General features: G+C 71.0%; 21 protein-coding genes and 1 pseudogene. 10 read left to right on the top strand and 12 right to left on the bottom strand.

What is annotated here, in order from left to right; genetic code table 11:
* Positions 1 to 4 precede the first annotated feature (4 nt).
* Together ACGF4F_RS29345 and ACGF4F_RS29340 are read left to right on the top strand one after the other, a co-directional pair.
* Positions 5 to 1,843, top strand: a complete 1,839-nt coding sequence (locus ACGF4F_RS29345) for a xylan 1,4-beta-xylosidase (RefSeq protein ID WP_393082246.1) — start codon at positions 5 to 7, stop codon at positions 1,841 to 1,843.
* The gene (locus ACGF4F_RS29340) at positions 1,840 to 3,369 is read left to right on the top strand and encodes an alpha-amylase family glycosyl hydrolase (protein WP_393082243.1); all 1,530 of its coding nucleotides are present in this window, start codon (positions 1,840 to 1,842) and stop codon (positions 3,367 to 3,369) included. The genes ACGF4F_RS29345 and ACGF4F_RS29340 overlap by 4 nt, the downstream gene beginning before the upstream one ends.
* 61 nt (positions 3,370 to 3,430) lie before the next feature.
* Here ACGF4F_RS29340 and ACGF4F_RS29335 read toward each other — a convergent pair whose 3' ends face one another.
* From ACGF4F_RS29335 to ACGF4F_RS29315, 5 genes are all read right to left on the bottom strand, one after another.
* On the bottom strand, positions 3,431 to 5,320 hold the full coding sequence (locus ACGF4F_RS29335; RefSeq protein ID WP_393082240.1) for an ABC transporter ATP-binding protein: 1,890 nt from the start codon (positions 5,318 to 5,320) through the stop codon (positions 3,431 to 3,433).
* Position 5,321: 1 nt separating this feature from the next.
* Positions 5,322 to 6,251, bottom strand: a complete 930-nt coding sequence (locus ACGF4F_RS29330; protein WP_393082237.1) for an ABC transporter permease — start codon at positions 6,249 to 6,251, stop codon at positions 5,322 to 5,324.
* Positions 6,252 to 6,282: 31 nt separating this feature from the next.
* Entirely contained in the window at positions 6,283 to 7,278 is a 996-nt protein-coding gene (locus ACGF4F_RS29325) for an ABC transporter permease (RefSeq protein ID WP_393082234.1), read from the bottom strand.
* A gap of 63 nt (positions 7,279 to 7,341) precedes the next feature.
* Positions 7,342 to 9,015: an ABC transporter substrate-binding protein gene (locus tag ACGF4F_RS29320; RefSeq protein WP_393082231.1), complete on the bottom strand. Its 1,674-nt coding sequence runs from the start codon at positions 9,013 to 9,015 to the stop codon at positions 7,342 to 7,344.
* Positions 9,012 to 10,043, bottom strand: a complete 1,032-nt coding sequence (locus ACGF4F_RS29315) for a LacI family DNA-binding transcriptional regulator (protein ID WP_393082228.1) — start codon at positions 10,041 to 10,043, stop codon at positions 9,012 to 9,014. The genes ACGF4F_RS29320 and ACGF4F_RS29315 overlap by 4 nt, the downstream gene beginning before the upstream one ends.
* A 119-nt stretch (positions 10,044 to 10,162) precedes the next feature.
* Here ACGF4F_RS29315 and ACGF4F_RS29310 point away from each other — a divergent pair, with 119 nt between their 5' ends.
* Together ACGF4F_RS29310 and ACGF4F_RS29305 are read left to right on the top strand one after the other, a co-directional pair.
* Positions 10,163 to 12,571 carry a beta-galactosidase gene (locus ACGF4F_RS29310; protein WP_393082225.1) on the top strand — a complete coding sequence of 803 codons (2,409 nt, stop codon included), beginning with the start codon at positions 10,163 to 10,165 and terminating at the stop codon, positions 12,569 to 12,571.
* 288 nt (positions 12,572 to 12,859) lie between these two features.
* Positions 12,860 to 13,318: pseudogene (locus tag ACGF4F_RS29305) on the top strand (hypothetical protein); the annotation flags it as partial.
* A 202-nt stretch (positions 13,319 to 13,520) separates the two neighbouring features.
* Here the strand turns inward: ACGF4F_RS29305 and ACGF4F_RS29300 are convergent.
* Positions 13,521 to 14,234, bottom strand: a complete 714-nt coding sequence (locus ACGF4F_RS29300; protein ID WP_393082222.1) for a hypothetical protein — start codon at positions 14,232 to 14,234, stop codon at positions 13,521 to 13,523.
* Between the two features lie 181 nt (positions 14,235 to 14,415).
* Between ACGF4F_RS29300 and ACGF4F_RS29295 the strand changes: the two genes are divergently transcribed.
* The 4 genes from ACGF4F_RS29295 to ACGF4F_RS29280 all read left to right on the top strand — a co-directional run bounded on the left by ACGF4F_RS29295 (position 14,416) and on the right by ACGF4F_RS29280 (position 18,152).
* Complete coding sequence (locus ACGF4F_RS29295) at positions 14,416 to 14,937, top strand: RNA polymerase sigma factor (protein ID WP_393082219.1); 522 nt, start codon at positions 14,416 to 14,418, stop codon at positions 14,935 to 14,937.
* Positions 14,934 to 15,257: a hypothetical protein gene (locus ACGF4F_RS29290; protein WP_393082216.1), complete on the top strand. Its 324-nt coding sequence runs from the start codon at positions 14,934 to 14,936 to the stop codon at positions 15,255 to 15,257. Before ACGF4F_RS29295 ends, ACGF4F_RS29290 begins: the two co-directional genes overlap by 4 nt.
* Positions 15,250 to 16,014: a hypothetical protein gene (locus ACGF4F_RS29285; RefSeq protein WP_393082213.1), complete on the top strand. Its 765-nt coding sequence runs from the start codon at positions 15,250 to 15,252 to the stop codon at positions 16,012 to 16,014. The genes ACGF4F_RS29290 and ACGF4F_RS29285 overlap by 8 nt, the downstream gene beginning before the upstream one ends.
* A gap of 938 nt (positions 16,015 to 16,952) precedes the next feature.
* Positions 16,953 to 18,152: an acyl-CoA dehydrogenase family protein gene (locus ACGF4F_RS29280; RefSeq protein ID WP_393082210.1), complete on the top strand. Its 1,200-nt coding sequence runs from the start codon at positions 16,953 to 16,955 to the stop codon at positions 18,150 to 18,152.
* Here ACGF4F_RS29280 and ACGF4F_RS29275 read toward each other — a convergent pair whose 3' ends face one another.
* From ACGF4F_RS29275 to ACGF4F_RS29250, 6 genes are all read right to left on the bottom strand, one after another.
* Positions 18,153 to 18,719: a GAF domain-containing protein gene (locus ACGF4F_RS29275; RefSeq protein ID WP_393082207.1), complete on the bottom strand. Its 567-nt coding sequence runs from the start codon at positions 18,717 to 18,719 to the stop codon at positions 18,153 to 18,155.
* A 32-nt stretch (positions 18,720 to 18,751) separates the two neighbouring features.
* Entirely contained in the window at positions 18,752 to 19,333 is a 582-nt protein-coding gene (locus tag ACGF4F_RS29270; protein WP_393082204.1) for an ATP/GTP-binding protein, read from the bottom strand.
* Positions 19,311 to 19,682 carry a DUF742 domain-containing protein gene (locus ACGF4F_RS29265; RefSeq protein WP_393082201.1) on the bottom strand — a complete coding sequence of 124 codons (372 nt, stop codon included), beginning with the start codon at positions 19,680 to 19,682 and terminating at the stop codon, positions 19,311 to 19,313. Before ACGF4F_RS29265 ends, ACGF4F_RS29270 begins: the two co-directional genes overlap by 23 nt.
* A 4-nt stretch (positions 19,683 to 19,686) precedes the next feature.
* Positions 19,687 to 20,118, bottom strand: coding sequence for a roadblock/LC7 domain-containing protein (locus ACGF4F_RS29260; protein WP_393082198.1), 432 nt, complete (start codon positions 20,116 to 20,118; stop codon positions 19,687 to 19,689).
* A gap of 52 nt (positions 20,119 to 20,170) precedes the next feature.
* Positions 20,171 to 21,706, bottom strand: a complete 1,536-nt coding sequence (locus ACGF4F_RS29255; protein ID WP_393082448.1) for a sensor histidine kinase — start codon at positions 21,704 to 21,706, stop codon at positions 20,171 to 20,173.
* A gap of 1,323 nt (positions 21,707 to 23,029) precedes the next feature.
* Positions 23,030 to 23,392: a YciI family protein gene (locus tag ACGF4F_RS29250; RefSeq protein ID WP_393082195.1), complete on the bottom strand. Its 363-nt coding sequence runs from the start codon at positions 23,390 to 23,392 to the stop codon at positions 23,030 to 23,032.
* A gap of 365 nt (positions 23,393 to 23,757) precedes the next feature.
* Here ACGF4F_RS29250 and ACGF4F_RS29245 point away from each other — a divergent pair, with 365 nt between their 5' ends.
* Both ACGF4F_RS29245 and ACGF4F_RS29240 read left to right on the top strand, forming a co-directional pair.
* Positions 23,758 to 24,201, top strand: a complete 444-nt coding sequence (locus ACGF4F_RS29245) for a DUF6069 family protein (RefSeq protein WP_393082192.1) — start codon at positions 23,758 to 23,760, stop codon at positions 24,199 to 24,201.
* A 201-nt stretch (positions 24,202 to 24,402) separates the two neighbouring features.
* On the top strand, positions 24,403 to 25,083 hold the full coding sequence (locus ACGF4F_RS29240; RefSeq protein ID WP_393082189.1) for a dihydrofolate reductase family protein: 681 nt from the start codon (positions 24,403 to 24,405) through the stop codon (positions 25,081 to 25,083).
* The last annotated feature ends 81 nt before the right edge of the window (positions 25,084 to 25,164 follow it).

Here is a 25,164-nt window from a genome sequence, read left to right as displayed (position 1 = left end):
GGCCGTGACCGCCACGCCCGCACCACGCACGGCGGCCTCCGCCGCCGGGGCGGCCGGGCCGGACACCGCACGGACGGCCGGGGGCCGCGGCGGCGGTGTCCGGGTACGCCCCGGGCGGGGCCAGGTCGACGTCGACTGGGACCCCGTGCCGGGCGCCGCCGGCTACCTGGTGCACCGCGCCGACGGCGACGGCCCGTTCCGGGTGGTCGACCACCGAGGCGGAGACCTGCTCGCGGTGCCCGGCCCGCCGTACGCCGACACCACCGTCGAGCCCGGGCGGACCGTGCGGTACGCGGTGCGCCCGGTGTACGACCCGGACCGGCCCGACGACGGCCCGCTGGGGGCGGCGTCGGCGCCGGTCGCCGCGCGGGCCGACGGTGACGCGCTCGTCGAGATCGACGTGGACGTGGCCCGCCCGGCCGGGCCGGTGCACCGGCCGTGGCGGGACACGGTCGGCTCCGAACACCTGAGCCTGCTGCTCAGCACCGACCGGGTCGGCGGCGAGCCGATGGGCGCCGGGCTGGCGGCCGCGCTGGGGCGGGTGCACCACGAGCTGGGCGTACGGCGGGTGCGCGCCCACGGCATCCTCGGCGACGACCTCGGCGTCTACCGGGAGCTGGACGGCCGCCCGGTACACGACTTCGCGGGCGTTGACGCGGTGCTGGAGGCGCTCGCCCCCACCGGCCTGCGGCCGGTGCTGGAGCTGTCGTTCGTGCCCCGGGCGCTGGCCCGCGACCCGTCCTGTGAGGTCACCGCCGCCGGGGTGTCCAGCCCCCCGAAGGACTGGGACCGGTGGGCGGCGCTGGTCGGTGACCTGATCCGGCACCTGCGGGGCCGCGTCGGGGACACGGAGCTGCGGCGGTGGGCCGTCGAGGTGTGGAACGAGCCGGACCTGGACTGCTTCTGGACCGGCACCCGGGACGACTACCTGCGGATGTACGACGTGACCGCCCGGGCGGTCCGCGCGGCCTGCCCCGGGCTGCCCGTCGGCGGGCCGGCGACCGCGGCCACGAGGTGGGTCGAGCCGTTCCTCGACCACGTCGACGCCTCGGGCGCGCCGCTGGACTTTCTCTCCACCCACGTCTATGGCAGCCCCCCGCTGGACCTGCGCCCCGCGCTGGCCCGGCACGGCCGCGCCGGCACCCCGCTGCTCTGGACGGAGTGGGGCCCCTCCCCCACCCACTTCGCCCCGGTCAACGACTCGGTGCTCTCGGCCGCGTTCGTGGCCACCGGCATGCAGGAGGCGGCCGGCCGGGTCGACGCCCTGGCCTGCTGGGTGGCGAGCGACCACTTCGAGGAGCTGGGCCGCCCGCCCGCGCTGCTGCACGGCGGGTTCGGGCTGCTGTCGGTGGGCAGCCTGGCCAAGCCCCGGTTCTGGGCGCTGTGGGTGCTGGAGCGGCTCGGACCGGTGCGGCTGCCCGCCCGGCTCGCCGGGGACGGTGCCGGCACCCTCGTCCGCGCCTGGCCATCGGTCGACCCGGAGACGGGCCGGGTGGCCGTGGTGGTGTGGAACGGCACGCTCGACCAGGGTGTGCTGGACCGGCCCGAGCAGCGCAGCCGGCTCGGCCGGGACGTACGGCTGCGGTTGGGCGGCCTGCCCGGCGGGGCGTACGGGCTGCGGCACCGGCGGCTGGACGACGAGACGTCCAGCCTGGCCGCGACGGCCCGCCGGCTCGGCGTCGACGGCTGGCCCACTGGAGAGCAGTGGGCCGCGCTGCGCGCCGCCGACACGCTCGCCGACGCGGCGGCCCCGCGGACCGTCACGCCGGACGACGGCCGGCTGACCCTGCCCCTGACCCTGCCCATGCCGTCGCTGTCCCTGCTGGAGCTGACCCCGCGATGACCGGACCCTGGTGGCGCGAGGCCGTCACGTACGAGGCGTACGTCCGCTCCTTCGCCGACGGCGACGGCGACGGGCTGGGCGACCTGCCGGGCCTGCGCGGCCGCCTGCCCTACCTGGCCGCCCTCGGCGTCGACGCGCTGTGGATCACGCCCTTCTACCCCAGTCCCGACCACGACGCCGGCTACGACGTCACCGACCACCGCGATGTCGACCCCCGGCTCGGCACCCTCGCCGACGCCGACCGCGTGATCGCCGACGCGCACCGCCTGGGCCTGCGGGTGGTCGTCGACCTGGTGCTCAACCACGTCTCGTCGGCGCATCCCTGGTTCGTGGCCGCCCGTGCCGCCGGCCCCGGCGCGCCCGAGCGCGCCCGGTTCCACGTCCGGCCCGGACGCGGCCCCGACGGCGCTCTGCCACCGACGAACTGGCCGTCCATCTTCGGCGGTCCGGCGTGGACGCCCTTCGGCGACGGCGAGTGGTACCTGCACCTGTTCGACAGCGAGCAGCCCGACCTGCGGCACGAGCACCCGGAGGTGGCCGCCGACGCCCTCGCGACGCTGCGGTTCTGGCTGGACCGCGGCGTGGACGGGGTGCGCTTCGACGCCGCCGGCTCGCTGTCGAAGGACCCCGCGTACCCGGACCTGCCCGACGGGTGGCGACCGGGCGACCCGGCTCCGTACAGCGACCGGGACGAGGTGCACGAGATCTACCGGCGGTGGGCGCGGGTGCTGGCGTCGTACCCCGGCGACCGGCTCGGGGTGGCGGAGACCTGGGGCGGGCCGGACGTGCTCGCGCCCTACCTGCGCCCCGACGAGCTGGGGCAGGCGTTCGCCATGGACCCGCTCTACTGGCCGCTGCGCGCACAGCCGTGGCGCGACGGCGTCGACGCGCTGCTCGCCGCCGCCGGACGGCATGGCCGGCTGCCGACCTGGGTGCACGGCAGCCACGACGTGCGGCGGGCCGCCGACCGGTGGGGGCCCGATGGTGCCCGGGCGGTGCTGCTCATGATGCTGGCGCTGCCCGGCGCGGTCTACCTGTACGCCGGGGACGAACTCGGCCTGCCCGAGGTGGCGCTCGCCGACGAGGCGATCCGCGATCCCGTGTTCCGCCGCTCCGGCGGCGCCGACCGGGGCCGCGACGGGGCCCGGGTACCGCTGCCGTGGATCGACGGCCCGGCGCCGTACGGCTTCGGCCCGGACGGGTCGGCCCCGTGGCTGCCCCAGCCCGCCGGTTGGGATGCCCTGTCAGTGGCGCGGCAGAGCGCCGATCCGGCCTCCCCGCTGGCGTTGACCCGGGCCGCGCTGGCGCTGCGCCGCGCGTGGTGGCGGGGGCGGCCCGTGGAGCTGACCTGGCGGGACGCCCCCGCCGAGTGCCTGGCCTTCCGCCGCGGGCCGGGCGGCCCGACCTGCCTGGTGAACCTCGGTGACGCGCCGGTGGACTGGCGCGCGCACGGCGACCGGCTGCTGCTGGCCAGCGCCCCGGTCGACGACAAGCTGCCCGCTCGCGCGACCGCCTGGCTGGCGTGAGGGCCCCTCCACGCGATCGGTGGCGGGCCCCACCCGGGCGGGCGGTCGGCGGCCCAAGCGCTCAGATCGTGGCCGCGGGCCTTCCGGCTGCGGACTTCGCGAACGGGTTCGGGATCGAGTCGAGCAGCAGCCGCGTGTAGTCGTCGCGGGCCGCCCCGATCACCTCCCGCGTGGGGCCGCGCTCGACCAGCACACCCTGGCTGAGCACCAGCACCTCGTCGGCCAGCAGCCGGGCGCTGAGCAGGTCGTGGGTGATGTAGAGCATCGCCAGCCGGCGGCCGCGGACCAGGTCGCCGAGCAGTTCCAGGATCTCGGCGCGGATCGACACGTCCAGCATGGAGATCGGTTCGTCGGCGATGAGCACCCGCGGGTCGGGCGCGAGGGCCCGCGCGGTCACGACCCGCTGCCGCTGACCGCCGGAGAGCTGGTGCGGCAGCTTGTCGAGGAACTGGCCGGCCGGGGCGAGACCGACGCTCTCCAGCAGTTGCGCCGCGCGGTCGCGGGCGGCCGCCCCGCGCAGGCCGGCGAAGTTGGCCAGCGGCCGGGATAGCGCGTACGCGACGGTGCGGGTCGGGTTCAGCGCGCTGAACGGGTCCTGGAACACCATCTGCACGTGCCGGCGGTAGTCGCGCAGGGCCGCGCCACGCAACCGGTCCACCCGCACGTCGGTGCCGGCGTCGCCGGTGAACCGGACCTCACCGCTGGTCGGGCGCTCCACTCCGGTGACGATGCGGGCGAGGGTGGACTTGCCGCTGCCGCTCTGCCCGACGAGGGCTGTCACCACGCCGGGGCGCAGCGCGAAGGACACGTCGCGGACTGCCTCGACGGTGCTGGTCCGCAGCCCCCGCCGGGTCGGGTAGCGCTTGCTCACGCCCGTGACCGTGAGCACGGGGGCGGTCTCGGCGGCGTCGGCCCGCCGGTCGAGGCTGCCCGTGGCCGGGAAGTGGCTGCCCGGCGTGGCGGCGGCCTGGGCGGTGCCGAGGGTGACCACCGGCAGCCGGCCCTCCTGAGCGACCAGGCAGCGGACCAGCCCGTTCCGATCGGGCAGCAGGTCCAGATGCGTCGTCCGGCACGCGTCCTCCGCGTGCGGGCAGCGGGCGGCGAAGAGGCAGCCGGTGTGCGGCCGGGACAGGTCCGGCGGCCGGCCCGGGATGTAGCTGACCCGGACGTCGGGCAGGCGCGGATCGGCGTACGACCCGAGCAGGCCGCGGCTGTACGGGTGTCGGGGGTCGCGGAGCATGTCGGGCGCGGGACGGTCCTCGACGATCTCGCCGCCGTACATCACCATGACGCGGTCGGCCATCTCCAGCACGGTGCCCAGGTCGTGGCTGATGAACAGCACTGCGAAGCCTAGCTCGCGGCGCAGCTCGGCGAGGCGGGTGAGGATGCCCCGCTGGACCACCACGTCGAGCCCGGTGGTGGGCTCGTCGAGCAGCACGAGCTTGGGGCGCAGGGCGAGGGCGAGCGCAAGGGCCACCCGCTGCTTCATGCCGCCGGACAGCTCGTGCGGGTACGCCCGCAGCGCCCGCCGGTCCAGGGCCACCAGCTCGAGCAGCTCGGTGGCGCGTTCGGTGACGTCGCCGGGCACCTTGTGCGCGGCGAACGTGTCGGCGAACTGCGCGTGCACCCGGATCACCGGGTTGAGCGAGTTCATGCTGCTCTGGAACACGGTCGACAGGTCCACCCAGCGCAGTTCACGCAACCGCTCCTCGTCGGCGGTGGTCAGGTCGACGCCGTCGAAGGTGACCCGGCCACCGGTGATACGCGCCGGCGGTGAGAGCAGCCGCAGCACGGCGTTGCCGAGCGTCGACTTTCCACAGCCGGACTCGCCGAGCAGTCCCACGAACTCGCCGTCGGAGATGTGGAACGACACGTCGTGCACGGCCCGGTTCGCCGGCTGGTCGCGGGGGGTGTAGGTGACCGAGAGGTGGTCCACCTCGAGCAGAGCCATGTCAGTCCTCCCGCAGGTGGGGGTTGCTCAGCGCGTCGATGCCGAAGTTGATGAGCGTGAAGGAGGTGATGAGCAGGGAGAGCGCCAGGCCGGGGGCAATCAGCCAGGCCCACTGGCCGGTGAGCATGGCGCCGCCGAGGCTCGCCTGGTTGAGCATCGTCCCCCAGCTGACGGTCAGCGGGTCGCCGAGCCCGAGGAAGGCCAGGCCCGCCTCGCCGCCGATGGCACCGAGCGCCGCGCCCATGAACCCGACCACGATGAGCGAGGTCATGTTCGGCACGATCTCTCGGGCGATGATCCGGGCCGTGCGGTCACCGGCGAACCGGGCGGCCGTGATGTAGTCCCGGGTACGCAGGGTGATGATCTGCGAGCGTTTGATCCGGGCGCCGTACGCCCAGCCGGTCACGCTGATCACGATGATGATCAGCCAGAGCCCGCGAACCGGGGCGTACGCGGCGAGCGTCACCATGAGCGGCAGCGCCGGCACGACGAGGCCGAGGTTGATGAGGAACGACAGCACCTCGTCGACCCAGCCGCCCACGAATCCCGCGGTGAGGCCGATGACCAGGCCGATGAGGGTGGAGAGCACGCCGGCCGCGAGACCGACGACCAGCGAGGTACGGGCGCCGACGACCAGTTGGGAGAAGACGTCCTCGCCCTGGGCCGTCGTGCCCAGCCAGTGGCTGGCGGTGGGGCCCAGCGAGGTCGGGGATGCGTCGTCGCGCGGGTCGTACGGGGCGATCAGCGGAGCGAACACCGCGACGAGGACGAACGCCGCGAGCATCAGGATGCCGACGCGGCACTTGCGGTTGCGCCAGAGGATGACGAACCAGCCGGGCAGCCGGGTGCCGCGGGCCGCCGCGCTGGCGGCGGCCTGCACGCCCTCGGTGTCCGCGCCGGGCGCGGGTACGGCGGGGGCGGGTGTGCTCACGCGTCCTCACCCCGTCCGTCGTGGCCGATGGTCATACCGACTCCACCTTTCGCACCCGGGGGTCGAGGAACCCGTAGAGCAGATCGGCCAGGAAGTTCGCCACGAGCACGCCGATCGTGGTGAACAGGAAGATGGCCTGCATCAGGGGGTAGTCCCGGCTGGACACCGACTCCAGCAGCAGCCGGCCCATGCCGGGGTAGTTGAAGACCGTCTCCACGAGCACGGTGCCGCCGAGGATGCCGCCCAGCGCGATGGCGAAGCCGGTGACGTTGGGCAGGATCGCGATGCGGGCGCCGTACGTGATGGCGATCCGGCGCCGGGGCAGTCCGCGGGCGACCGCGAGGCGGGTGTGGTCCTCGCCGAGGCTCTGCACCATGTTGTTGCGCATGCCGATGATCCAACCGATCGGGCCGGTGATCAGCAGCGCCACCGCCGGCAGCACGCTGTGCTGGAAGGCGTCGGAGATGAACAGCCAGTTCCATCCGGGCGAGCTGCCACCGCCGTAGCCGCCGCGCTCGGGGAACCAGCGCAGGGTGATGGCGAAGACGTAGACGAGCAGCAGGGCGAGCCAGAAGAACGGCAGCGTACCGAGGAACGTGGAGCCCAGGGTGATGACGGAGTCGACGCGGCTGTTGCGGCGGTACGCGGCCCAGGTGCCGAGCAGGGTGCCCACGATGAACGAGATGATCTGGGTGACCCCGACCAGGATCACGGTCCACGGCAGCGCCTGCCCGATCATGTGGGTCACGCTGTACGGGAAGTAGGTGTACGAGATGCCGAAGTCGCCGTGCAGCACCGCCCCGAGGTACTGGACGTACTGGTCGACGAGGTTGCCGTCCGGGGTGCCGAGCATGACGCGGATCGCCTGCACCTGGGCCGGGTCGATGCTCTCGCTCTGCCCTGCCAGCCGGGACACGATGGCCTCGGCCGGGTCGCCGGGCTGCAGTCGCGGAATCAGGAAGTTCAGCGTGACGGCGGCCCACAGGGTGCCGAGGAAGAACAGGAAGCGTCTGACGAAGTAGGCCACGGGAGCCATCCCTTTCTCGGGGCGGGCCGGCCGGCGCGCGCGGGCGCGCCGGCCGGCCGTCGGCTACTTGGCGCTGGCCCCGGCGGGCTTCAGGTTGGTGATGATCAGCAGGTTGTCGCTCGGCGCGGCGTACGGGTTCTCCTCGTTCGGCCAACCGACCGCCTTGGTCGTGCGGTACTGGAACCACTTCGCGCCGTACCAGAGCGGGATCACCGGCACCTGCTCCATCATGACCTTGGTGAGGTCGGCGACGGCGGCTTTCTGCGCGGCCTCGTCCGTGGCGGTGCGCAGCGTGTCGATGAGCTGGTCGGTGTGCGGGTCGTTCCAGCGGACGAAGTTGCTGATCGCCTTCTTGCCGATCGGCGCGGACTGGTCGCTGGCCAGCGGCTCCTGGAAGTTGCGGAACATGTTGCAGCTACCGCCGTGGACGCCGAGCAGCATGTCGTAGTTGCCGATCGCCCGGTCGTTTTCGTACGCGTCGGGGGTGGGCGTCTCGGCCCGGACGGTGAAGCCCAGCGCGGTCAGGTTGGCCACGATGATCCGCTGCGCCTGCACCCAGTCGGTCCAGGAGCCGGGCACCCGGAAGCTGAAAGCGATCGGCTTGCCGTCCTTGCCGACCCGTTTGCCGTCGGCGTTGCGGGGGTAGCCGGCGGTGGTGAGGTCGGCGTCGGCCTTGGCCTGGTCGTACGCGATGACACCTTGGTTGGGGATGTCCTTCGGCAGCCAGTCGGCCTGCCCGGGCACCACGAGACCGGTCTGGCTGGCCGGCTTGACGTAGCCGAGCTGCGCCTTGTCGACGATCTCCTGCCGGTTGAACGCGGGCAGCAGGGCCTTGCGGAAGGCGGTGTCGTTGAACGGCGCCTTCGTGAGGTTCATGTAGACGCTGATCGAGCCGCCGGAGGGGTACCAGTACTTGTTGTGCTCCGGGTCCCGGTCGACGTACGCCTTCTTGATGTCCGGCACGAACATGGCGTTCGTGTCGTACTCGCCGCGGCTGAGCTTGAGCTGGTCGATCTGGCCCCCGCCGTCGGCCTTGTGGAACCGCAGCTCGTCGACCATGACCTTGTCGGCCTGCCAGTAGTCGGGGTTGCGGGCCAGCGTCAGCTGCTGGGGGTTGAACGCCTTGACGATGAACGGGCCGGTGCCGACGGGCTTCTCGGCGTTGGGGAAGGTCACCGGGTCGGGCACGGTGGACCAGACGTGCTTCGGCACGATCTTGATCTCGCTGAACAGCGTGAAGGCCGCGGCGCCGGGCTGGGTGAACCGCATGGTGACGGTCTGCGGGTCGCTCGCCTCCACGGCGCTCAGGTAGCGCCAGATGCCCTTGGTGTCGAGCGCCTTGTGCTGCTTGAGCATGTCGAAGGTGAAGGCGACGTCGTCGGCGGAGAACGGCTTGCCGTCGTTCCACTTCACCCCGGACCGCAGCTTCCACACCAGGGTCCGCGGGTCGGTCCAGTTCCACTCGGTGGCGAGCCAGGGCTTCGCCTGGCACCCGTAGTTGTCGTACGTGATGAGCTGCTCGAAGACGTACTCGGTGGCGCCGAGGCGGCTCGCGTCGAGGTACGGGTTGTAGTTGGCCTGCGGGTTGCTGCCGCCGCCGAAGTCGCCGTAGTCGAGGTAGGCGACGCGGCCGTCGGTGCCGGGGCCGGACTCCTGTTCCGTGCCGGTGCAGCCGCTGGCCGCCAGGGCGACGGCCACCGCTACGGCGGCGATCCGGGCGAGTCGTGGTCGTTTCACTTGCCGGTACCTCCATTGGGGGATTCCGCCGGGCAGCCGCAGCTGCGGCGCACGACGAACTCGGTGGGGAGGACGATGCTGTCGGGCGTCGCCGCGCCGGGGGCGTCGACGGCGGTGAGGATCAACCGGGCGGCCTCGGCGGCCAGGTCCCGGATCGGCTGTCGCACGGTGGTGAGCGGTGGCGCGACGAGCGCGGCCATGGGCGCGTCGTCGAAGCCGGTGATGACCAGGTCCTCCGGCACGCGCAGGCCCCGGCCGAGGGCCCCGACGAGGACGCCGAGCGCGATCTCGTCGTTGGCGCAGACCACCGCCTGCGGGGCGGCGCCGCCGGTGAGCAGCCGCTCGGCGGCGAGCACGCCGTCGGGCTGCTGCATCGCGACCCGGACCGGCTCCGTGGGCGGGTGCAGGCCCAGCTCCCGGTGCGCGTCCCGGAAGCCGGCCCACCGCTCGCTGACGTCGGGCGACCCGTCGGGGTTGCCGACGAAGGCGAGATCCCGCAGGCCGTGGTCGACCAGCAGGTGCCGGGTCAGCCGCGCCATGGCGGGCCCGTTGTCGACGCTCACCGAGGGCACCGTCTCCGGGCCCCGGCCGGCCAGGACGACCACGGGCACCATCTCGGCGAGCCGCAGCAGCGCCGGGTCGGAGATGGTGCCGCCGACGACGGCCACGCCGTCGACCCGCCGGGCCATCTCGAGGACCTGGTCGTCGGAGTCTTCCCGCAGGTGGGTGCAGAGGATGTGCACGCTGGCCCGGGCCGGCACGGCCTCCGACTCGAAGCCCTGGATCAGCTCGGTGAAGTAGGGGCCGGACAGGCCGGGGAAGACCAGGCCGAGCGCGCCGTGCCGGCGGGCGGCGAGCGCCCGGCCCAGGTGGTCCGGACGGTAGCCGTACTTCTCGATGGCATCGAGGACCCGTCGGCGCATCTCCTCCGACACCTGGCCGGTGCCGTTGGAGACCCGGGAGACCGTGGCGACCGAGACACCGGCCAGCCGCGCGATCTCCCGAACCGTGACCCGACTGTTGCCCATTGCTCCCTCGATCCGTAACGTGCGGTTAACAGAAACCGGTTTCAGGCACGATAGGCAGGCGTCCGCCGGAGCACAAGAGGGGCCGCCTGGAGATCCGTCGAGAGGAAGAGTCAGACCGCATGTCGCGAGTTCGTCTCCACGACCGCAGGATCGTCGTCGACGGTCGCCCCCGCCTGCTGCTCGCCGGCGAGGTGCACTACTTCCGGCTGCCGCGGGCGGCCTGGGCGGACCGGCTCGACCGGCTCCGCGAGTGCGGCGGCGACACCGTCGCCACCTACGTGCCGTGGCTCTGGCACGAGCTGCCCGACGGCAGCGTGGACCTCACGGGGCGCACCCACGAGCAGCGTGACCTGGCCGGGTTCCTGGACCTGGCCCACGAGCGCGGCCTGCACGCCGTGGTCCGGCCCGGGCCGTTCATCATGGCCGAGGTCAAGAACGAGGGCATCCCCTACCGGGTGTACGACGCGCACCCGCACCTGCTGCCGACCACATGGGACGGGCGGCCCGTCACCACGCGCACGATCGACTATCTCGCGCCGGAGTTCCTGGCCGCCGCCGACGGCTGGTACGCCCAGGTCATGCCGGTGATCGCCGAGCGGCTGGCCGACCGCGGCGGCCCGGTGATCGCCGTCCAGCTGGACAACGAGATCGGGATGCTCTCGTGGGTGACCAACTCCCCGGACCTCACCGACGGCGTCTGTGAGGACCTGCGGCGCTGGGCCGTCGAGCGGTACGGCAAGGACGGTGCTGCCGAGCGAGTCGGCGCCGACCCCGGCGACCCGGTGGCCTGGGCAGCGGCGCTGCGCACCCCGGCCGAGCCGCGGTCGCTGACGCTCCACGACGACCTGGGACGCTACATGCGCGACCGGTACCGGCGGTACGTGGCCACGCTGCGGGACTCCACGCAACGGCACGGGGTGACCGGGGTGCCGTTCCTCGTCAACGTGCACGGCACCGGGGGCGGGCGGGGGCGCAGTTTCCCGATCGGCATCAGCCAGCTCTTCGAGGCGTACCGGGGGCAGCCGCAGCTCACCTCCGGCTCCGACTACTACCTCGGCGACCTGACCGTCGCCAACGTCGCCGACCTGTACGTGGGCAACGCCTTCCTCGCCGCGGTGCACGACGCGCACCAGCCGCTGACCTCGCTGGAGTTCGAGGTCGGCAACGGCGACTACGGCCAGGACCTGTCGACCCTCTACCCGCCCGAGGCGGTCGAGCTGAAGGCGCGGCTCTGCGTGGCGCAGGGCAACCGGCTGCTCAACCTCTACCTCTTCGCCGGCGGCTACAACCCGCCCCTCAACGAGCCGGTGGGCGACGGCAACGACCGGATCGCATTCACCGGCGAGCGGCACGGGTTCGCGGCTCCGGTCGACCCGGAGGGGCGGCTCAACCCGACCTTCGCGGCGGCCCGGCGGGCGCTGCACGCCGTACGCGGTGTCGTCGACCTGCTCGCCGACTCCGACGAGGAAAACGACGGGCTCGTGCTCGGTTTCGTGCCCGACCACTACCTCACCGAGTACCACCACCCCGCCTCGACGTCCCGCGCCGAGCAGGTCGCCGACCTGGAACGGTTCCGCGGCATGGGCCCCCGGGACGTGCTGGCCCGGGCGCTGCTGCTCACCGGCTACTCGTTCCCCGCCGTCGACCTCCAGTCGCCGCTGCCGGCCGGCGCACCGCCGGTCATCGCGCTGGCCAGCGCGGCCACCCTCGGCCGCGACGTGCAGCAGCGGCTCGTCGACCACCTGAGCGGCGGGGGACGCCTGCTGCTGCACGGTGTCCTGCCCGAGCGCGACCACGACGGCACCCGGTGCACGCTGCTCGCCGACGCGCTCGGCCTTACCGTGACCGGACGCGTCGACGACGGGCCACAGTGCTTCCCGTCCGTGGCTGGTCACCGCTGGGCGGCCGGCCGGGCCGAGGCCCGGGTCGGGTACGCGCAGCGGCTGGCCGGCGCCGTCGCCGAGCCGGTGCTCACCGAGGTGGGCTCCGGCGAGCCGTGCGCCGTCGAGGTGTCCGTCGGCGCGGGACGGGCCCTCGTGGTCGCCGCCGACGTGCCCTGCGATCTGGAGTTCTGGCGGACGGCGGTAGAGCGGCTCGGTGCCCGACCGCGACTGGCCCCCGACCCCGACGGCCCCGGCCTGGTGCTCACCTCCACCGTGGACCGGGCCGGGCAGCGGCTGCTGCACCTGGTCAACGTGGCACCGTCGGCGCTCACCGTCGCGCTCGGCTGGCACGGCACCCCGCTGCTCGGCGGACGCCGCCTGCGGGTGCCCGCCCGCACCGGGCTGATCCTCCCGTACGGCCTGCGGGTGGGTACCGCCACGCTGGTCGAGACGACCTGCGAGCTGGTCTCCCGCGACGGGGACAGCGTGCTGCTGCGTCCGACGCAGGGCGACGACGAGGTGGTACTCGCCACCGACCGGCCGGTCACGGCGAGCCGCGGCACGGTGCGGGCGGTCGACGGGCGGACCGTCGTGCACCTGGCCGGCGGGCCGACCGACGAGCCGGTCCGGATCACGGTGGGCTGAGCGCGGCCGTCGCCGCCGCGGCTTCACCTCGCGGCTGATCGGGTGATTCCTCCGAGGCCACGGCGAAGGCGAAGTCGCCGGTCGAAGCACTTCCACGCTGCTTTCCGCGCGTGGTCCGCATCGTGTCAGCCGGGTCGACTATCGCCGTGGGCCGCGGGTGTGAGGCTCCAGCCTGCTGGCTTGCGCGTGCCAAATGCCACACGGACCTACAAAGCGTGACCCTGGCAGTCTCCGCCACCGTCGTGGCGGCGGTACCGGCCGTTCCGAAGTGGTTGATCGCTGCCGTCAGTGGCGGTACTGCCCTCGCGACGACCCTGCTGGCTGCTACCAAGGCTCAAGAGCACTGGGCGCTCGCCCGGCCGGCCCCGACCTGCCCCGCCTGGCCGGGCCCCGCACGACGAAACAGGCGCCGGCGCCCCGCGCGACGGATCGCGCGGGGCGCTGAGGCGTCACCGGGAGCCGGGTTCCGAAACGCCGGCTGGCCGGAGCGGACCCGCCGGGTCGACGTTGTCGCGGTCGCCGGGGCCCGTGCGGGACGGCACCCCCGGCACGATTGCCCGCCTCCACGGGCTGATCGGAGAGCATCTGGGCGAGGACGACGAGCCGGCCCAGGTGGTGATCGGCATCGAAACAGACCGAGGTCCGTGGGTTCAGGCGCTGATCGCCACCGGCTACCAGATCTATGCGATCAACCCGCTGCAGGTGGCCCGCTACCGCGAACGGCACGGCGTGTCCGGGGCCAAGAGCGACGCCGGTGACGAGCGTGCCTGCCGCCGTGACGTGCCGGCCAAGGCCGAAAAGCTACAGGTTGCGTTGCGCACCCACCAGCTGGGGCAGCCGCCCGTGGTGGCCGCAGCTTACGCGGCCACCGTCCGTGTCCAGATCGCGATCCTGACCACCCTGCAGACGCAGATCAAGACAATGGAGAAGCAGGTCGAGGCGCATTTTGCTAGCTGGCGGGGAATGCCGGTGGAGTGCTGTCGCTGTCAGGCAACGGCGCCTTGGCGTGGCCCGCGGCGTCATCGGTCCTGGTGGAGGTGTAGACGTGCTGGAGCAGGTCGCGGGCGATCTCGCGGCCTCCCCAGCCGAACGCGATGCCGAACGCGAGCGCGAGTCCGCTGAACACGATGAGCAGGGTGTTCGCGGTGAGTTGGACGGCGATGCCGAGCACGGTGAGCGCCGTGAACGCGGCATACACGATGATCGTGGCGCGTCCGATCTTGGCGAGGAGTTCACTGCTGGTGGAGCCGCGGATCAGCGCCGCGACGAAGTTCGCGAGCACCGCGGCGAGGAACAGGATCGCGATGGCCGCGAAGATGCGCGGGATGTAGCCGATCATCTCGTTGAGGAACCCGGAGATCTGCGGCACGCCCAACGCGGACGCGAACATGGTGAAGGTGATGATGAAAGCGAACCAGAAGGCCACCTTCCCGAGCGTGCCCGACGGCGTCAGGTCGGTGCCGGTCCGGCGGAGGAACGATGTGACGCCGGCGCTGTCCATGACCCGGTCGAACCCGACCTTCGACAGCATCCGCGCCACCACCGCGCCGAGGACCTTGGCGACGAGATAGCCGACGATGAGTACGACGACCGCACCAACCAACCGCGGAACGTAGTTCAGGAAGGTGCCGAACGCGTCCTGCAACGGCTTGACGAAGTTCATCTCTCCAACCCCTTTCCGGCTTGCGCGAGTTTGTTGCCGGAAGGACGCCGGCCGACGCGGGAAAGTCGCGTGCTTTTCTTGCGACTTTCGGCCAGTTCCGTGCGTCCTCCGTCTGCGGCAACGATCGAAGGCCGTTGCGGGACTGGGACCTAGCGGGAGGGACAGCGCCGACCGGCGTGGCATGGCGGAGGAACCTGATGCGGAGCAGACGACCGTCAAGTCGGACGAGGTCGTCCGCGCGATGGTGGACCAGCACGGTTCGGCGGTCTACCGGCTGGCGGTGTCGATCGTCCGGGACCCCGCGCTCGCCGAGGACGTGGCCCAGGAGACGTTCATCAAGGCGTGGCGACATCGTGACACCTTTCGCGGTGCCGCGCCGGTACGGCACTGGCTGCTCCGCATCGCGCACAACGTCGCGGTTTCCACGCTCCGTGGTCTCCGCGAGGAAGCCCGCGACCCCAGTACCCTGCCGGGACGGCACGGTGACCTGGTGGAGTCGGTCGTGGCGAACCGGATGGCGGTGAAGGAGGCGTTGGCGCGGCTCGACCCGCTGAGCCGTTCGATCGTCGTTCTGCGGGAGATGGAGGGCCTCAACTACGCCGAGATCAGCGAGGTCCTCGGCGTCGCGCTGCCGACCGTGAAGACCCGCCTGTTCCGGGCCCGCGCCACGTTGCGGGCACTGACGGGGGAGGACGGACCATGAGCTGGGGCCACCCCTCCGACGAACGACTCGCCCGCTGGGCCGAGGACGGCACCGGCCAGCGAGCGGCGAGCCACGCTGTCGGGTGTCCGTTCTGCGAACGCCGGCTGGAAGCCATCACCGAACTCGCGCCGCACATCAGGGCACAGCTCGCCGCCACGTTGGAGCCGTCGAGCACCTTCGAGGAACGGCTGCAGGAACGCCTGAACCAGCGGCTGTTCGACCAGGAGACGCTCGCCGTCCTGACCGACCTGGTCGACGTCGGTCCGGAGACGGCTCGCCTCCTGCTGGGACTGGACGAAAGGGACGAAGACCATGGATGAACGAGCACTGTACGCGGCTGTCGCCGTGATCGGCGGTGTCGTCGTCGGTACCGTCGGCGGCGGTCTGACCCGACGACTCCTCCGCCACGGACCGCGCACTCAGAAGCTGCGCGTGGTCGCGGCACCCGCCGCGGCTTTCGTGTTCTGGGTCGCGCTGGCCACCGGCATCGCGATCGGCGTCGGCCTGCTGGCCCCCGACGCGCTCCGCCCCCTGCCCGGGCGGACCCTCGCCTATCTCCCCCGCGTCCTCGTCGCCGGGCTGCTGCTGATCACCGGCTACGCTGCGGCCGCCGCCACCGCCGTAGTCCTCAGCGGGGGCCTGGCCCGCGCTACCGGACGTACCCGGCGGGAGGCGGCCCTGAGCCTCCGCATCGCCGTCATGACCACGGTCACGCTGCTCGCCCTGAGCCAACTGGGGGTGGACACCACCATCCTCACCCTCGCCGCGGCCGCCCTGCTCTTTGCCGCTGCCCTCGCTGTGGCGCTACTCATCGGGCTCGGCGGACGCGACCTGGCACGGGAGATCGCCGCCGGCCGGTACCTCCGCCGCATCGTGCAACCGGGCGACCACATCACGACCGGCCAACTCACCGGACGGATCACCACTCTCCACCCCGCCACCACCGAGGTCGAAACCGACGGCGCCGAACTCCTCCACGTCCCCCACACCCACCTGCTGTCCCAGCCCATCCGCGTCCAGTCCGGACAGCGGCGGGCGGCGACACCGAAGGAACGACAAGCCGACGCATCGCGGTGACCTTCAACCGGCCGGAGACGTCGGTGGACATGTCGATGGGTGGTACCCGGTGGTCGGTGACCTGGCCGCAGACGGGATCCCCCGTCGCGACGACCTGCCGGAGTGCTGGGCTTCAGCAAGCAGGCCTACTACGCGTGCGAAGGCGGACCCAGTTCATTGACCTGCCGGACGGCCCGTAGTACCGGGGTGAGGGCTACGCGTTCGCCTCGGTGACGGGCTGCAGCGGTTGGGCCCTCCATGAGCCTCGTCGTCCGTAGCCACGGTCTCACCCGAAGTATTGTCCCGCCGGTGCGCCCTACATCGCCAACCGGTATGCCCATTCGCTACACGATGAGGGCGCCCCGTAACAGCTGACGTCTGTCCGACGCCGTCCAGATAGGACGGCCCGCCTCGGTCACGTCCTGCTGGACGGGACGTCGGCCCCACGATCCGTCCGGGCCCGATGCTCGCGGGCACCGGAGACCGACATGTCCAGGAAGTCCGACGCCCGATCGGTGGGGCTGGGATGACTTTGACCCCTTCCTTCAGGGCTCAGCTACAGCTTCGACCTCCTCACGGATCCGGCCGGGTAGAGCAAGTCGGCGCGGCGGCTGAGACGAGGACCACGCTTCCGGCCGAACCCTTTGGCAGACAGGGGTTTGGCGACGTTCAGGGCATCAACCCGAACGGGTCTCAATTTACAATCCATGGGACTGATGGGAAGATTGGGACTCATGTGAAACCTCGTCTAGCGGGACAGCCTGTGCAAACCACCCTGTTGGGCCCGCTCCGACCGTTCCCCGGCGTAGGCGCCTGGACGCCCGTGAAGCTGCCGCCGAGCTGTGCGGGAGACCTCGCGCTGAGTTTGCACCAGGGTGCACAGGGCGACCTAACAGCGGCGCCGGCGTGCATCTGCCTTTGATCGAGGTCAGCGGGTAATTCACGAGGGGGTCCTGGGGATGGACGGTTATTTCGCCAATGCGCGCCATGAGCGGCTGCGGGAGGAGGTCAGAGCTTTCGCGGAGGCCGAGGTGCGGCCCCGGGTACCGGAGATGGAGGCTTCCCGTGGTGTGGCGCACGAGCTTTCTCGGCTGATCGCCCGTCAGGGCTGGATCGGGGTCACGATAAGTCCCGAGTACGGTGGCATGGGCCTGGGGCATCTGGCGAAGACCATCATCATCGAGGAGTTGGCGCGGGTCAGCGGCGCGATGGGCGCGATGGTGCAGGCCTCGCAGCTCGGCGTGGCCAAGATCGTCCACTTCGGCAGTGATACCCAGAAGAAGACGTGGTTGCCGGCCATTTCCAACGGTGATTGCTTGCCTACCATCGCGGTCACGGAGCCGGAATCAGGTGGGCATGTCCTCGGGATGACGGCCAGCGCGGTACGCGACGGTGACGACTACATCCTCACGGGCCGGAAGGTTTTCGTCGGCAACAGCCACGTGGGTGACCTGCACGGTGTGGTGGTCCGGACCGGGCCGGGCTCCAAGGGTCTGTCGGCGTTCCTGGTGGAGTCGGACCGTCCAGGCTTTTCCCTGGGCCCGCACCAGCCGGCCATGGGTTTGCACGGCTTCAGTTTCGGGGAGCTGATCTTCGACAACTGCCGGGTTCCCGCGGCCAACATGCTTGGCGACGAGGGCGACGGGCTGGCGGTGGCCTACTCGTCCAGCGTTCTCTACGGGCGGCCCAACCTGACGGCGGTCTCGCTGGGCATCCACCAGGCCGTCATGGAGGAGTCGGTGGCGTTCGCTGCGGAGCGGCACCGCTATGGCAAGCCGCTTTATGAGTTGCCGTCGATCAAGTTGAAGATCGGGCAGATGCAGTCGCGGCTGATGACGGCGCGGCTGGCCGCGTACCACGCGGTGCATCTGCTTGACCAGGGGCAGCCTTGTGACGCGGAGCTGATGAACGCCAAACTCGTCAATGTCGAGTACGCGCTGGACTCGGCGCGTAACGCGATGGAGATGCAGGCAGCGAGCGGTCTGTTTACCGATCGGCCGCTGGAGCGGTACGTGCGCGACGCGTACCACATCTTCGCTCCGGCCGGAACATCCGACGTGCAGATGCTCCGGCTGGGCGAGGTGGCGTTGGGGCACTCGAAGGGTCAGTGGTCACAGCGGCTTGCCGCAGCTGTGACGGCGGCTGCGGGCTCGGGCTGATTACTGCCTGCGCCGGTCGCGCTGGTTGATCCGCTCCACCAGTTCTTGGGCGAGGGCCTTGATGGTGTCCAGTCCCGGTCGCCCCCAGGGGCGCGGTTCGGTGTCCACTACACAGATGGTGCCGAGCGTGGCGCCGGTGTGGTCGATCAGTGGCGCTCCCAGGTAGGAGCGGATACCGATCTCGTCGACCACCGGGTTGCCGGCGAATCTCGGGTAGTCGCAGACATCGTCGAGCACCAGTGCTTTGCGGCGGACGACGACGTGGGGGCAGTAGCCGTGGTCGCGGTCCATCACGCGGCCCGGCTCCCCGGCCGCGCCGTCCTGCGGGTTTGCTCCGGCCTGGTCTGCGGACGGGGTGTAGAGCCCGGCGAAGTACTGGCGTTCCTCGCTGATGAAGTTGACCATCGCATACGGGGCGCCGGTGACTTGCGCGAGCTTCTTGGCGAACTCGTCGAACTCGGGGTCTGGAGTCTCCCCGATGCCGAGTTCCCGCAGCCGCTGGACGCGTTGCGGGGCCTCGCGGTCTTCGGGAGTCATCAGCGGGTGTCGTCCGGTGTCGTTGGTCACGATGAGCTCCGTATCTTCAGGTTGCTGCTGGTTCAGGGTTGGCGGGAGATGCGAGTGCCCAGCAGGTGCTGGATCAGTGCGACCAGTACGGCGGTCGCGGATCGGCTCTGTCGGGCGTCGCAGAGCACGATCGGGACGTGGGGTTTGAGGTCGAGGGCGGAGCGGACCTCGTCCGGCTCGTAGCGGAAGGATCCGTCGAACTGGTTGACCGCGACGAGGAAGCCGATCTGGCGGGATTCGAAGAAGTCCACCGCGGCGAAGCAGTCCTGCAGCCGGCGGGTGTCGGCGAGGACTACCGCGCCGAGGACGCCGTTGCACAGTTCGTCCCACATGAACCAGAAGCGCTCCTGGCCTGGGGTGCCGAAGATGTAGAGGACGTAGCGGGGGTCGATGGTGATGCGGCCGAAGTCCATCGCCACGGTGGTGGTGGACTTTTGTTCCACCCCGGTCAGGCTGTCGGTCCCGGCGCTGGCGGCGGTCAGGAGTTCCTCCGTGGTCAACGGCTCGATCTCGCTGACCGCGCCGACGAAGGTCGTCTTTCCGACGCCGAAGCCGCCGGCGATCAAGATTTTGAGCGCAGCGGGGAACAGCTCAGAGTCGCCGTCGTAGGCCATCGAGAATTGCCTCCAGGACAGAGATGTCGGTGGGATCGACGGCGGGGCCGGGTGCTCGTGCGGCCACGGCGCCGCAGCCGACGAGGTCCGACAGCAGCACCTTGGTGATGGTCGCCGGCAGTTTCATGCGCGCGGCGACCTCCGCAACGGTGGTCGGAGTGGCACACAGGTTGAGCGCCCGGGCGTGATCCGGCTCCAGGGCGGTGCGGGGCAGCCGGCCGGTGGCGCCCACCATGGACAGCAGATCCAGTTTGATCGTTGGCAGGGTCCGCCCGTTGCTGACCGCGTACAGGGGTACGAGCCGCCCTGCCTCATCGTCGAACCAGGTTTCGTCATGCGGCTCGACCATGCTCTCACCGGGGCGTGCTCGGCACGCCTACGGCCGGGCGTGGAGCTGTCGCCAGGTACGGCCGGACACTCTTGACCAGCTGTGACATCTCGTAGCCCAGCACCCCGGCGTCTGCGCCACGGGCCGCCAGCACGGCGAGCACCGCGTTGGAGCCGGCCGCCGAGACGAACAGCAGGGTTTCGTCGAGTTCCGCTACCACCTGTCGGACGTGTTCGTCGCCGGCGAACCGGTTGCCGGCGCTTCGGGCGAGCGAGAAGAGTCCGGAGGCGATCGCGGCCAGGTGGTCCGCGCCGTCGGAGTCCAGACCGTGTACGGCCTTTTTCAATCCGTCGGAGGACAGCAGTAACGCACTGAGGGTGTGGGGGACTCGTTGTACCAGGCCTGCCAGCAGCCAGCCGAGGTCAGGGGCCTGGCCCGGGGCGACGTCGCTTGGCATGATGATGAGATCCTCCTGGGAGTTGGGGCGCTTGGTCAGCTGAAGCGGTCAGTTACGGTCGCGTGGGGCCGCTGTCCTCGTCAGCCGCGCTCTCCGCACGGGTGACTCCCTGCATGAACGAGGCCACCAGGCCAGGGTCGTGTTCGACGGGCGGTTCGTCCGCGCGCGTGGCCGGAACGTTCTGCAGCTGGGGTGCCAGATGCTTCTGTGCCTGGCGCCGTGGCAGTTGCGGACGGATGTCATGCGCGGGCTCAGGGCCCGCGTGGGCAGCCGGCCCGAAGGTGGGTGGCGCGGGCGCGGCAGGCGTCGCCGGTGTCTGCCGCGGCTCCCGCCCGCCCGGCTGGCCGAGGCTGCCAGGGCGGTCGTTGTGGCCGTTGCTGAACCTTGGCACCTCGGTGTGAGGTGGTGGGGCAGAACGCGCGGCCTGCGGGGCGGCGGCAGCGACCGCCGGTGGGGCTTGGCCAGGCAACCCCGCTGCCGTCTCCCGACGCGCCGGCTGGCTCGCCTGGTGTGCCAGCACCTGGGGCCGCGATGCGTGCTCCCGTTCCTCTCCGCCGAGCAGCGCGTGTGGCAGGACGACAACGGCCTGGATGCCGCCGTAGATGTTGTTCTGCAGCCGCACGGCGATGCCGTGCCGGCGTGCGATGGCCGACACCACGAACAGCCCGATCCGGCCGTCGCTGAGCAGCTCCGCGATGTTGACCCCTTCCGGGTCGGCGAGAACTCCGTTCACCCGGTCCTGGTCGTCCAACGCCATTCCCAGGCCGCGGTCCTCGACCTCCACCGCTAGGCCGGCGACGACGGCGCGGGCGCGCAACATGACCTGCGTGTGTGGTGGTGAGAAGTTGGTCGCGTTCTCGACAAGTTCCGCGACCAGGTGGATGACGTCGGCGACGGCGTGGCCGCGCAGGGTGCCCTCGACCGGGGGGATGAGCTTGACCCGAGAGTACTGCTCGACCTCGGCGATCGCCGAGCGCAGCACCTCGGTCATGGCCACCGGCCTGCGCCACTGTCGGCGCGACACCGCGCCACCGAGCACGGCGAGGTTCTCGGCGTGGCGGCGCACCCGGGTGGCCAGGTGGTCGACCTGGAAGAGGCCCTTGAGTAGGTAGGGGTCTTCGACCTCGTTCTCCAGCTCGTCGAGTAGCTGAATCTCCCGATGGACCAGGGACTGCAACCGGCGGGAAAGGTTGACGAAGATCTCGACCGGCTGGTCGGCCCGGCGGCGGGACCCCATGGCCGACGCCTGCAGGACGGCTGTTTGGGCGGCGTGGTGGGTCTGGTAGAGATCGTGTTCCAGCGGCCCGAAGACGTCGCCTACGACGGGCGGGAAGTTCGGGGCCTGCAGGGCCGGCCGTTCACCCCGGTGCATCTGCTCGAGCAGCCGGCGCACCTCCATGCGGCCCCATGCCGCCGATGAGCGCATCGTGTCGACTCTTCGCTGGATCGAGACGGCGAGCACGGCCGTGCGGTTCGCCGCGACCAGCAACACGGCGGCACCGACGGCGGCCGCGACGCCCAGGACGGCGACAGTCGCGGCGGACAGGGAGTCGCTGGACACGGCGAGCACATACGCCACCACAGCCACCGCGAGCAAAGCCACGACAGTGGCGGGCAGCATCGAAAGCCACAGCAGGCTGGTCCGTAGCCCGCCATCAGCCTGTGGCCGGTGTGCCGCGGGAGCGGCGTCTCGTCCTGCGTCACTTTGCAGCACGCGTGCATCAGATGGGAAGAGGTCAGACATCAACACCCTCGATACAGGGAAAACTGGCCGCAACGCGTGACATAGCGGCTCACTCTACATTGCACAGACCAAACCAGATATTAGAGAAGTTCGCTCAATCATGGGCGACCACACCCGCAGCCTCAACCCCCACCACCACGCCGGTGCACCGCCGCCGGTCAATATGCACAGGTCAGAGCCGCTTCGAGGGAGAGGCTATTCCGCCACTACGTGACCGAATTTCGGTCATCCGGCGCGCCAACTACGGCGACGCGGAGCGCCAGGCGATCACGTCGGTGGCGACCGGGCCGCCACACGTGCAGCCAGCAGATATCGCGCTGCCGTAACGGTGGATGGCCGGCCTGCACTGATCCACACGACGCGGCCGGATGCCCGGCGACTTCGCCGGCCGGCGGGACGGCGGGCCCTGCACCGACTTGCGGTCCCGTCCGGCCTCCGCCAGGTCTGACCTGCAACCGCGAACCTGAACGCTGCCGGAGGCGCAATGACCGCTGGATCAACTGCCACACCGCGCCAACTGAGAGGAGCCCACCCGTGCCCCCGGCCGCCGGGGTGACTCGAAGGTCAGTAGCGGTGACAGGACGAGGAGACTTCCCGTTCATCACGTAAAGGCGATTCTTCTGTGTGCCAGCAGAGGAAGACTCGTGAAGCACTGCCTTCCACTGGCCACGGCTCCCACCTCGGCCTCCGTCGGCATGTTGCGTTTCCGGTGGTGGCGGCGATACCCGAGCAGTGGGACGCCACCCAGGATATCGATCTGGACCGATGACACCTCGCTGGGTGAGTCCCTGCCCCCACGTGCCGGCAACCGCCGGCTGCACCCCTCGAGGATCCGATGAACCTGAAACGCTATCGAGTACCGGTCGCGATCATCGCCGCGATCGCCGCCGTCAGCGCGGCCGGCATCTTCGCGCTCACGGTCAATTCCTCCGCGTACGAGGCAAGCTGCGCGCCCGGCTTCCGTCCGGTCACCGACCTGGCCAACGAGGTACGGGCCGAGATGAGCCGCGAGGAGGCCGCCGCTGAGCCGGATGACGACGAGGACTACGCCGAGTTCGGCGACGACTTCAAGCGGGAGATGCTGCGTGAGTTCCCCGCGTTGGCCTCGATACCAGCCAACGAGTGGAGCTCCCACTGCATGCGGGTGAAGTCGCCGGTCGCGCTGGCTCAGGCGAGGCCGTCGAACGGACGGACCTCGACCTTGCCCCGGCACGCCTTGGACCCCTCGGCCGCGAGCTTGAGCGCCACGTCGAGGTCGGGTGCGTCAATGACCCAGAAGCCCCCGAGGGCCTCCTTGGTTTCGAGGTAGGGGCCGTCGGTGATCACCGGCGTGTCGCCCTGGCCGTCCACGACGGTCGCCGTCAGCGCCGGCGCAAGCCCACCGGCGAAGACCCAGTAGCCTTCGGCGTGCAGCTTGTCATTGAAGGCGCCGGTCGCGGCGAACGCCTCCTCCATCTCCTCCTTGGAGCCGTAGTTGCCGAACTCGTCCATCTCGGCGGGGCCGTGCACGGCCAGCAGGTAGTGCGTCATCCCACTTCTCCTCAGTTCCGGCGGTCCCGATGACCGCCTTCCACCTCACCACGAACGGCGTCCTGCCGATACGACAACCCGCCCCGGAAACCTCGCGATCGTGTTCTTCGTCGGCCAACCGAACGTCCCGCGCCAAGCACAGGACGTTCGTGTGCTCAGCCGCGCCTTCGTGTAGGGCGTACCCGACGGGACTGGCTGCGCCGGCGTCACGGCCGGGTCCGGCGCCGGCCCGTCCCGGCGCTGCGTCACCGCGCAGCCATCCGTAGAACTTTTTTCTCGCGACCTGTCGAATCCGGGCCCGCCCGTTCGTGGAGGGGGTGTGAGCGGGTCGCACCGGGCGACCTGCCGAGGAAACGGAGCCCGACATGTCCACCACCACCCAGGTCCCCACCCGCATGACCCCCAGCACGCCGGCCCCGACTGCCGAGCGACAGCCGGTGTGGAAGCACGGCGTCGCCGCAGCCGTCGTCGCCTCGGTCACCACGACCGTCCTCGCGGCAGTCGCGTCGGCCGCCGGGATCTCGTTCGCCGACAGCACCGGCGCGAGCATCCCGATCGCCGGGTTCACGCAGCTGACGCTGCTCTTCTCGCTCGCCGGCGTCGGCATCGCCGCCGTCATGGCGCGCAAGGCACGCCGGCCGCGGCGCACGTTCGTGCGGACAACGGTCGCGCTGACCGCGCTGTCCGTCGTCCCGGACCTCACGTTCGGATTCGACGCCGGCTCCGCAGCCACCCTGATCACGCTGCACATCGTCGCCGCCGCGATCGTGGTGCCGACCCTGGCGGGGCGGCTCGCCCCCACACGCTGACCCGGTTCGAACCGTGCCACTGCCCTTCGCCAGGTCGATGTCTTCAGTCCATCCCGCTCAGAGACAACCGCGGCTGCGCTGGTGAAAGACGCAGACGACATGACGGAAGGGCAGATGGCCGCGTTCGCACGAGGGGCTCACGGCGTATTCAAGACCGGTCCCCGTGCCGCAGAGCGAGTAGTAGTGCTCGAGCCCAGCTGAGTGCGCCGTGCCGAGTCCGATGGCGAGGACTACCTGCGGACGCAGATCGCGCACCGATTAGGTTTCCGCGCCGTGCCCGTCTGTACGTGTGAGATCGACCTACGGGAGGCTGGCACGATGCGGAAACTGATCTTCGGTATGAACCTGAGCCTGGACGGCTACATCGCCGCGCCCGGCGACGACCTCGGCTGGAGCGTACCGTGCGACGAGCTGTTCCAGTGGTGGTCCGACCGGGTGGGGGCGACCAGCCTGGCGCTGTACGGGCGCAGACTGTGGGAGACGATGAGCTCCCACTGGCCGACCGCCGACCAGCAGCCCGGCGCCACACCGGCGCAGATCGAGTTCGCCCGTCGCTGGCGGGACATGCCGAAGGTGGTGTTCTCCTCGACGATCAGCACGGTGGACTGGAATACCCGCTTGGTCACCGGGGACGCGGTCACCGAGATCACCCGGCTCAAGGCCGAGGACGGCGGCCCCATGGATATCGTCGGCGCCACACTTGCCGCAGCGGCCATGCGGGCCGGCCTGATCGACGAGTACGTGCTGGTTACCGCACCGGCCTTGCTGGGCGGCGGCACGCCGTTCTTCACGGCCCTGGACAGCTGGGTGAACCTGAACCTGGTGGAGACGCGGACGTTTCCCGGCGGCGTGGTACTGACCCGATACGAGACGAGGCGATGAGCACGGGCCATTTCCTGGGCTCGTGAGGCCAGGACGAAATCCTTCCTGGCGTGCTCACCGTGCCCCTCGACCTTGAGGGAA

This window comes from Micromonospora sp. NPDC047740, assembly GCF_043204735.1.
Taxonomy (GTDB): domain Bacteria; phylum Actinomycetota; class Actinomycetes; order Mycobacteriales; family Micromonosporaceae; genus Micromonospora.
This window is presented reverse-complemented; position numbering and strand designations above follow the sequence as displayed.

Excerpts from the sequence above, each read along its gene's own strand:
- ACGF4F_RS29340 (WP_393082243.1), top strand. The coding sequence starts at position 1,840 with ATGACCGGACCCTGGTGGCGCGAGGCCGTCACGTACGAGGCGTACGTC.
- ACGF4F_RS29335 (WP_393082240.1), bottom strand. The coding sequence starts at position 5,320 with ATGGCTCTGCTCGAGGTGGACCACCTCTCGGTCACCTACACCCCCCGC.
- ACGF4F_RS29315 (WP_393082228.1), bottom strand. The coding sequence starts at position 10,043 with ATGGGCAACAGTCGGGTCACGGTTCGGGAGATCGCGCGGCTGGCCGGT.
- ACGF4F_RS29310 (WP_393082225.1), top strand. The coding sequence starts at position 10,163 with ATGTCGCGAGTTCGTCTCCACGACCGCAGGATCGTCGTCGACGGTCGC.
- ACGF4F_RS29300 (WP_393082222.1), bottom strand. The coding sequence starts at position 14,234 with ATGAACTTCGTCAAGCCGTTGCAGGACGCGTTCGGCACCTTCCTGAAC.
- ACGF4F_RS29295 (WP_393082219.1), top strand. The coding sequence starts at position 14,416 with ATGGCGGAGGAACCTGATGCGGAGCAGACGACCGTCAAGTCGGACGAG.
- ACGF4F_RS29290 (WP_393082216.1), top strand. The coding sequence starts at position 14,934 with ATGAGCTGGGGCCACCCCTCCGACGAACGACTCGCCCGCTGGGCCGAG.
- ACGF4F_RS29285 (WP_393082213.1), top strand. The coding sequence starts at position 15,250 with ATGGATGAACGAGCACTGTACGCGGCTGTCGCCGTGATCGGCGGTGTC.
- ACGF4F_RS29280 (WP_393082210.1), top strand. The coding sequence starts at position 16,953 with ATGGACGGTTATTTCGCCAATGCGCGCCATGAGCGGCTGCGGGAGGAG.
- ACGF4F_RS29270 (WP_393082204.1), bottom strand. The coding sequence starts at position 19,333 with ATGGCCTACGACGGCGACTCTGAGCTGTTCCCCGCTGCGCTCAAAATC.
- ACGF4F_RS29265 (WP_393082201.1), bottom strand. The coding sequence starts at position 19,682 with ATGGTCGAGCCGCATGACGAAACCTGGTTCGACGATGAGGCAGGGCGG.
- ACGF4F_RS29260 (WP_393082198.1), bottom strand. The coding sequence starts at position 20,118 with ATGCCAAGCGACGTCGCCCCGGGCCAGGCCCCTGACCTCGGCTGGCTG.
- ACGF4F_RS29250 (WP_393082195.1), bottom strand. The coding sequence starts at position 23,392 with ATGACGCACTACCTGCTGGCCGTGCACGGCCCCGCCGAGATGGACGAG.
- ACGF4F_RS29245 (WP_393082192.1), top strand. The coding sequence starts at position 23,758 with ATGTCCACCACCACCCAGGTCCCCACCCGCATGACCCCCAGCACGCCG.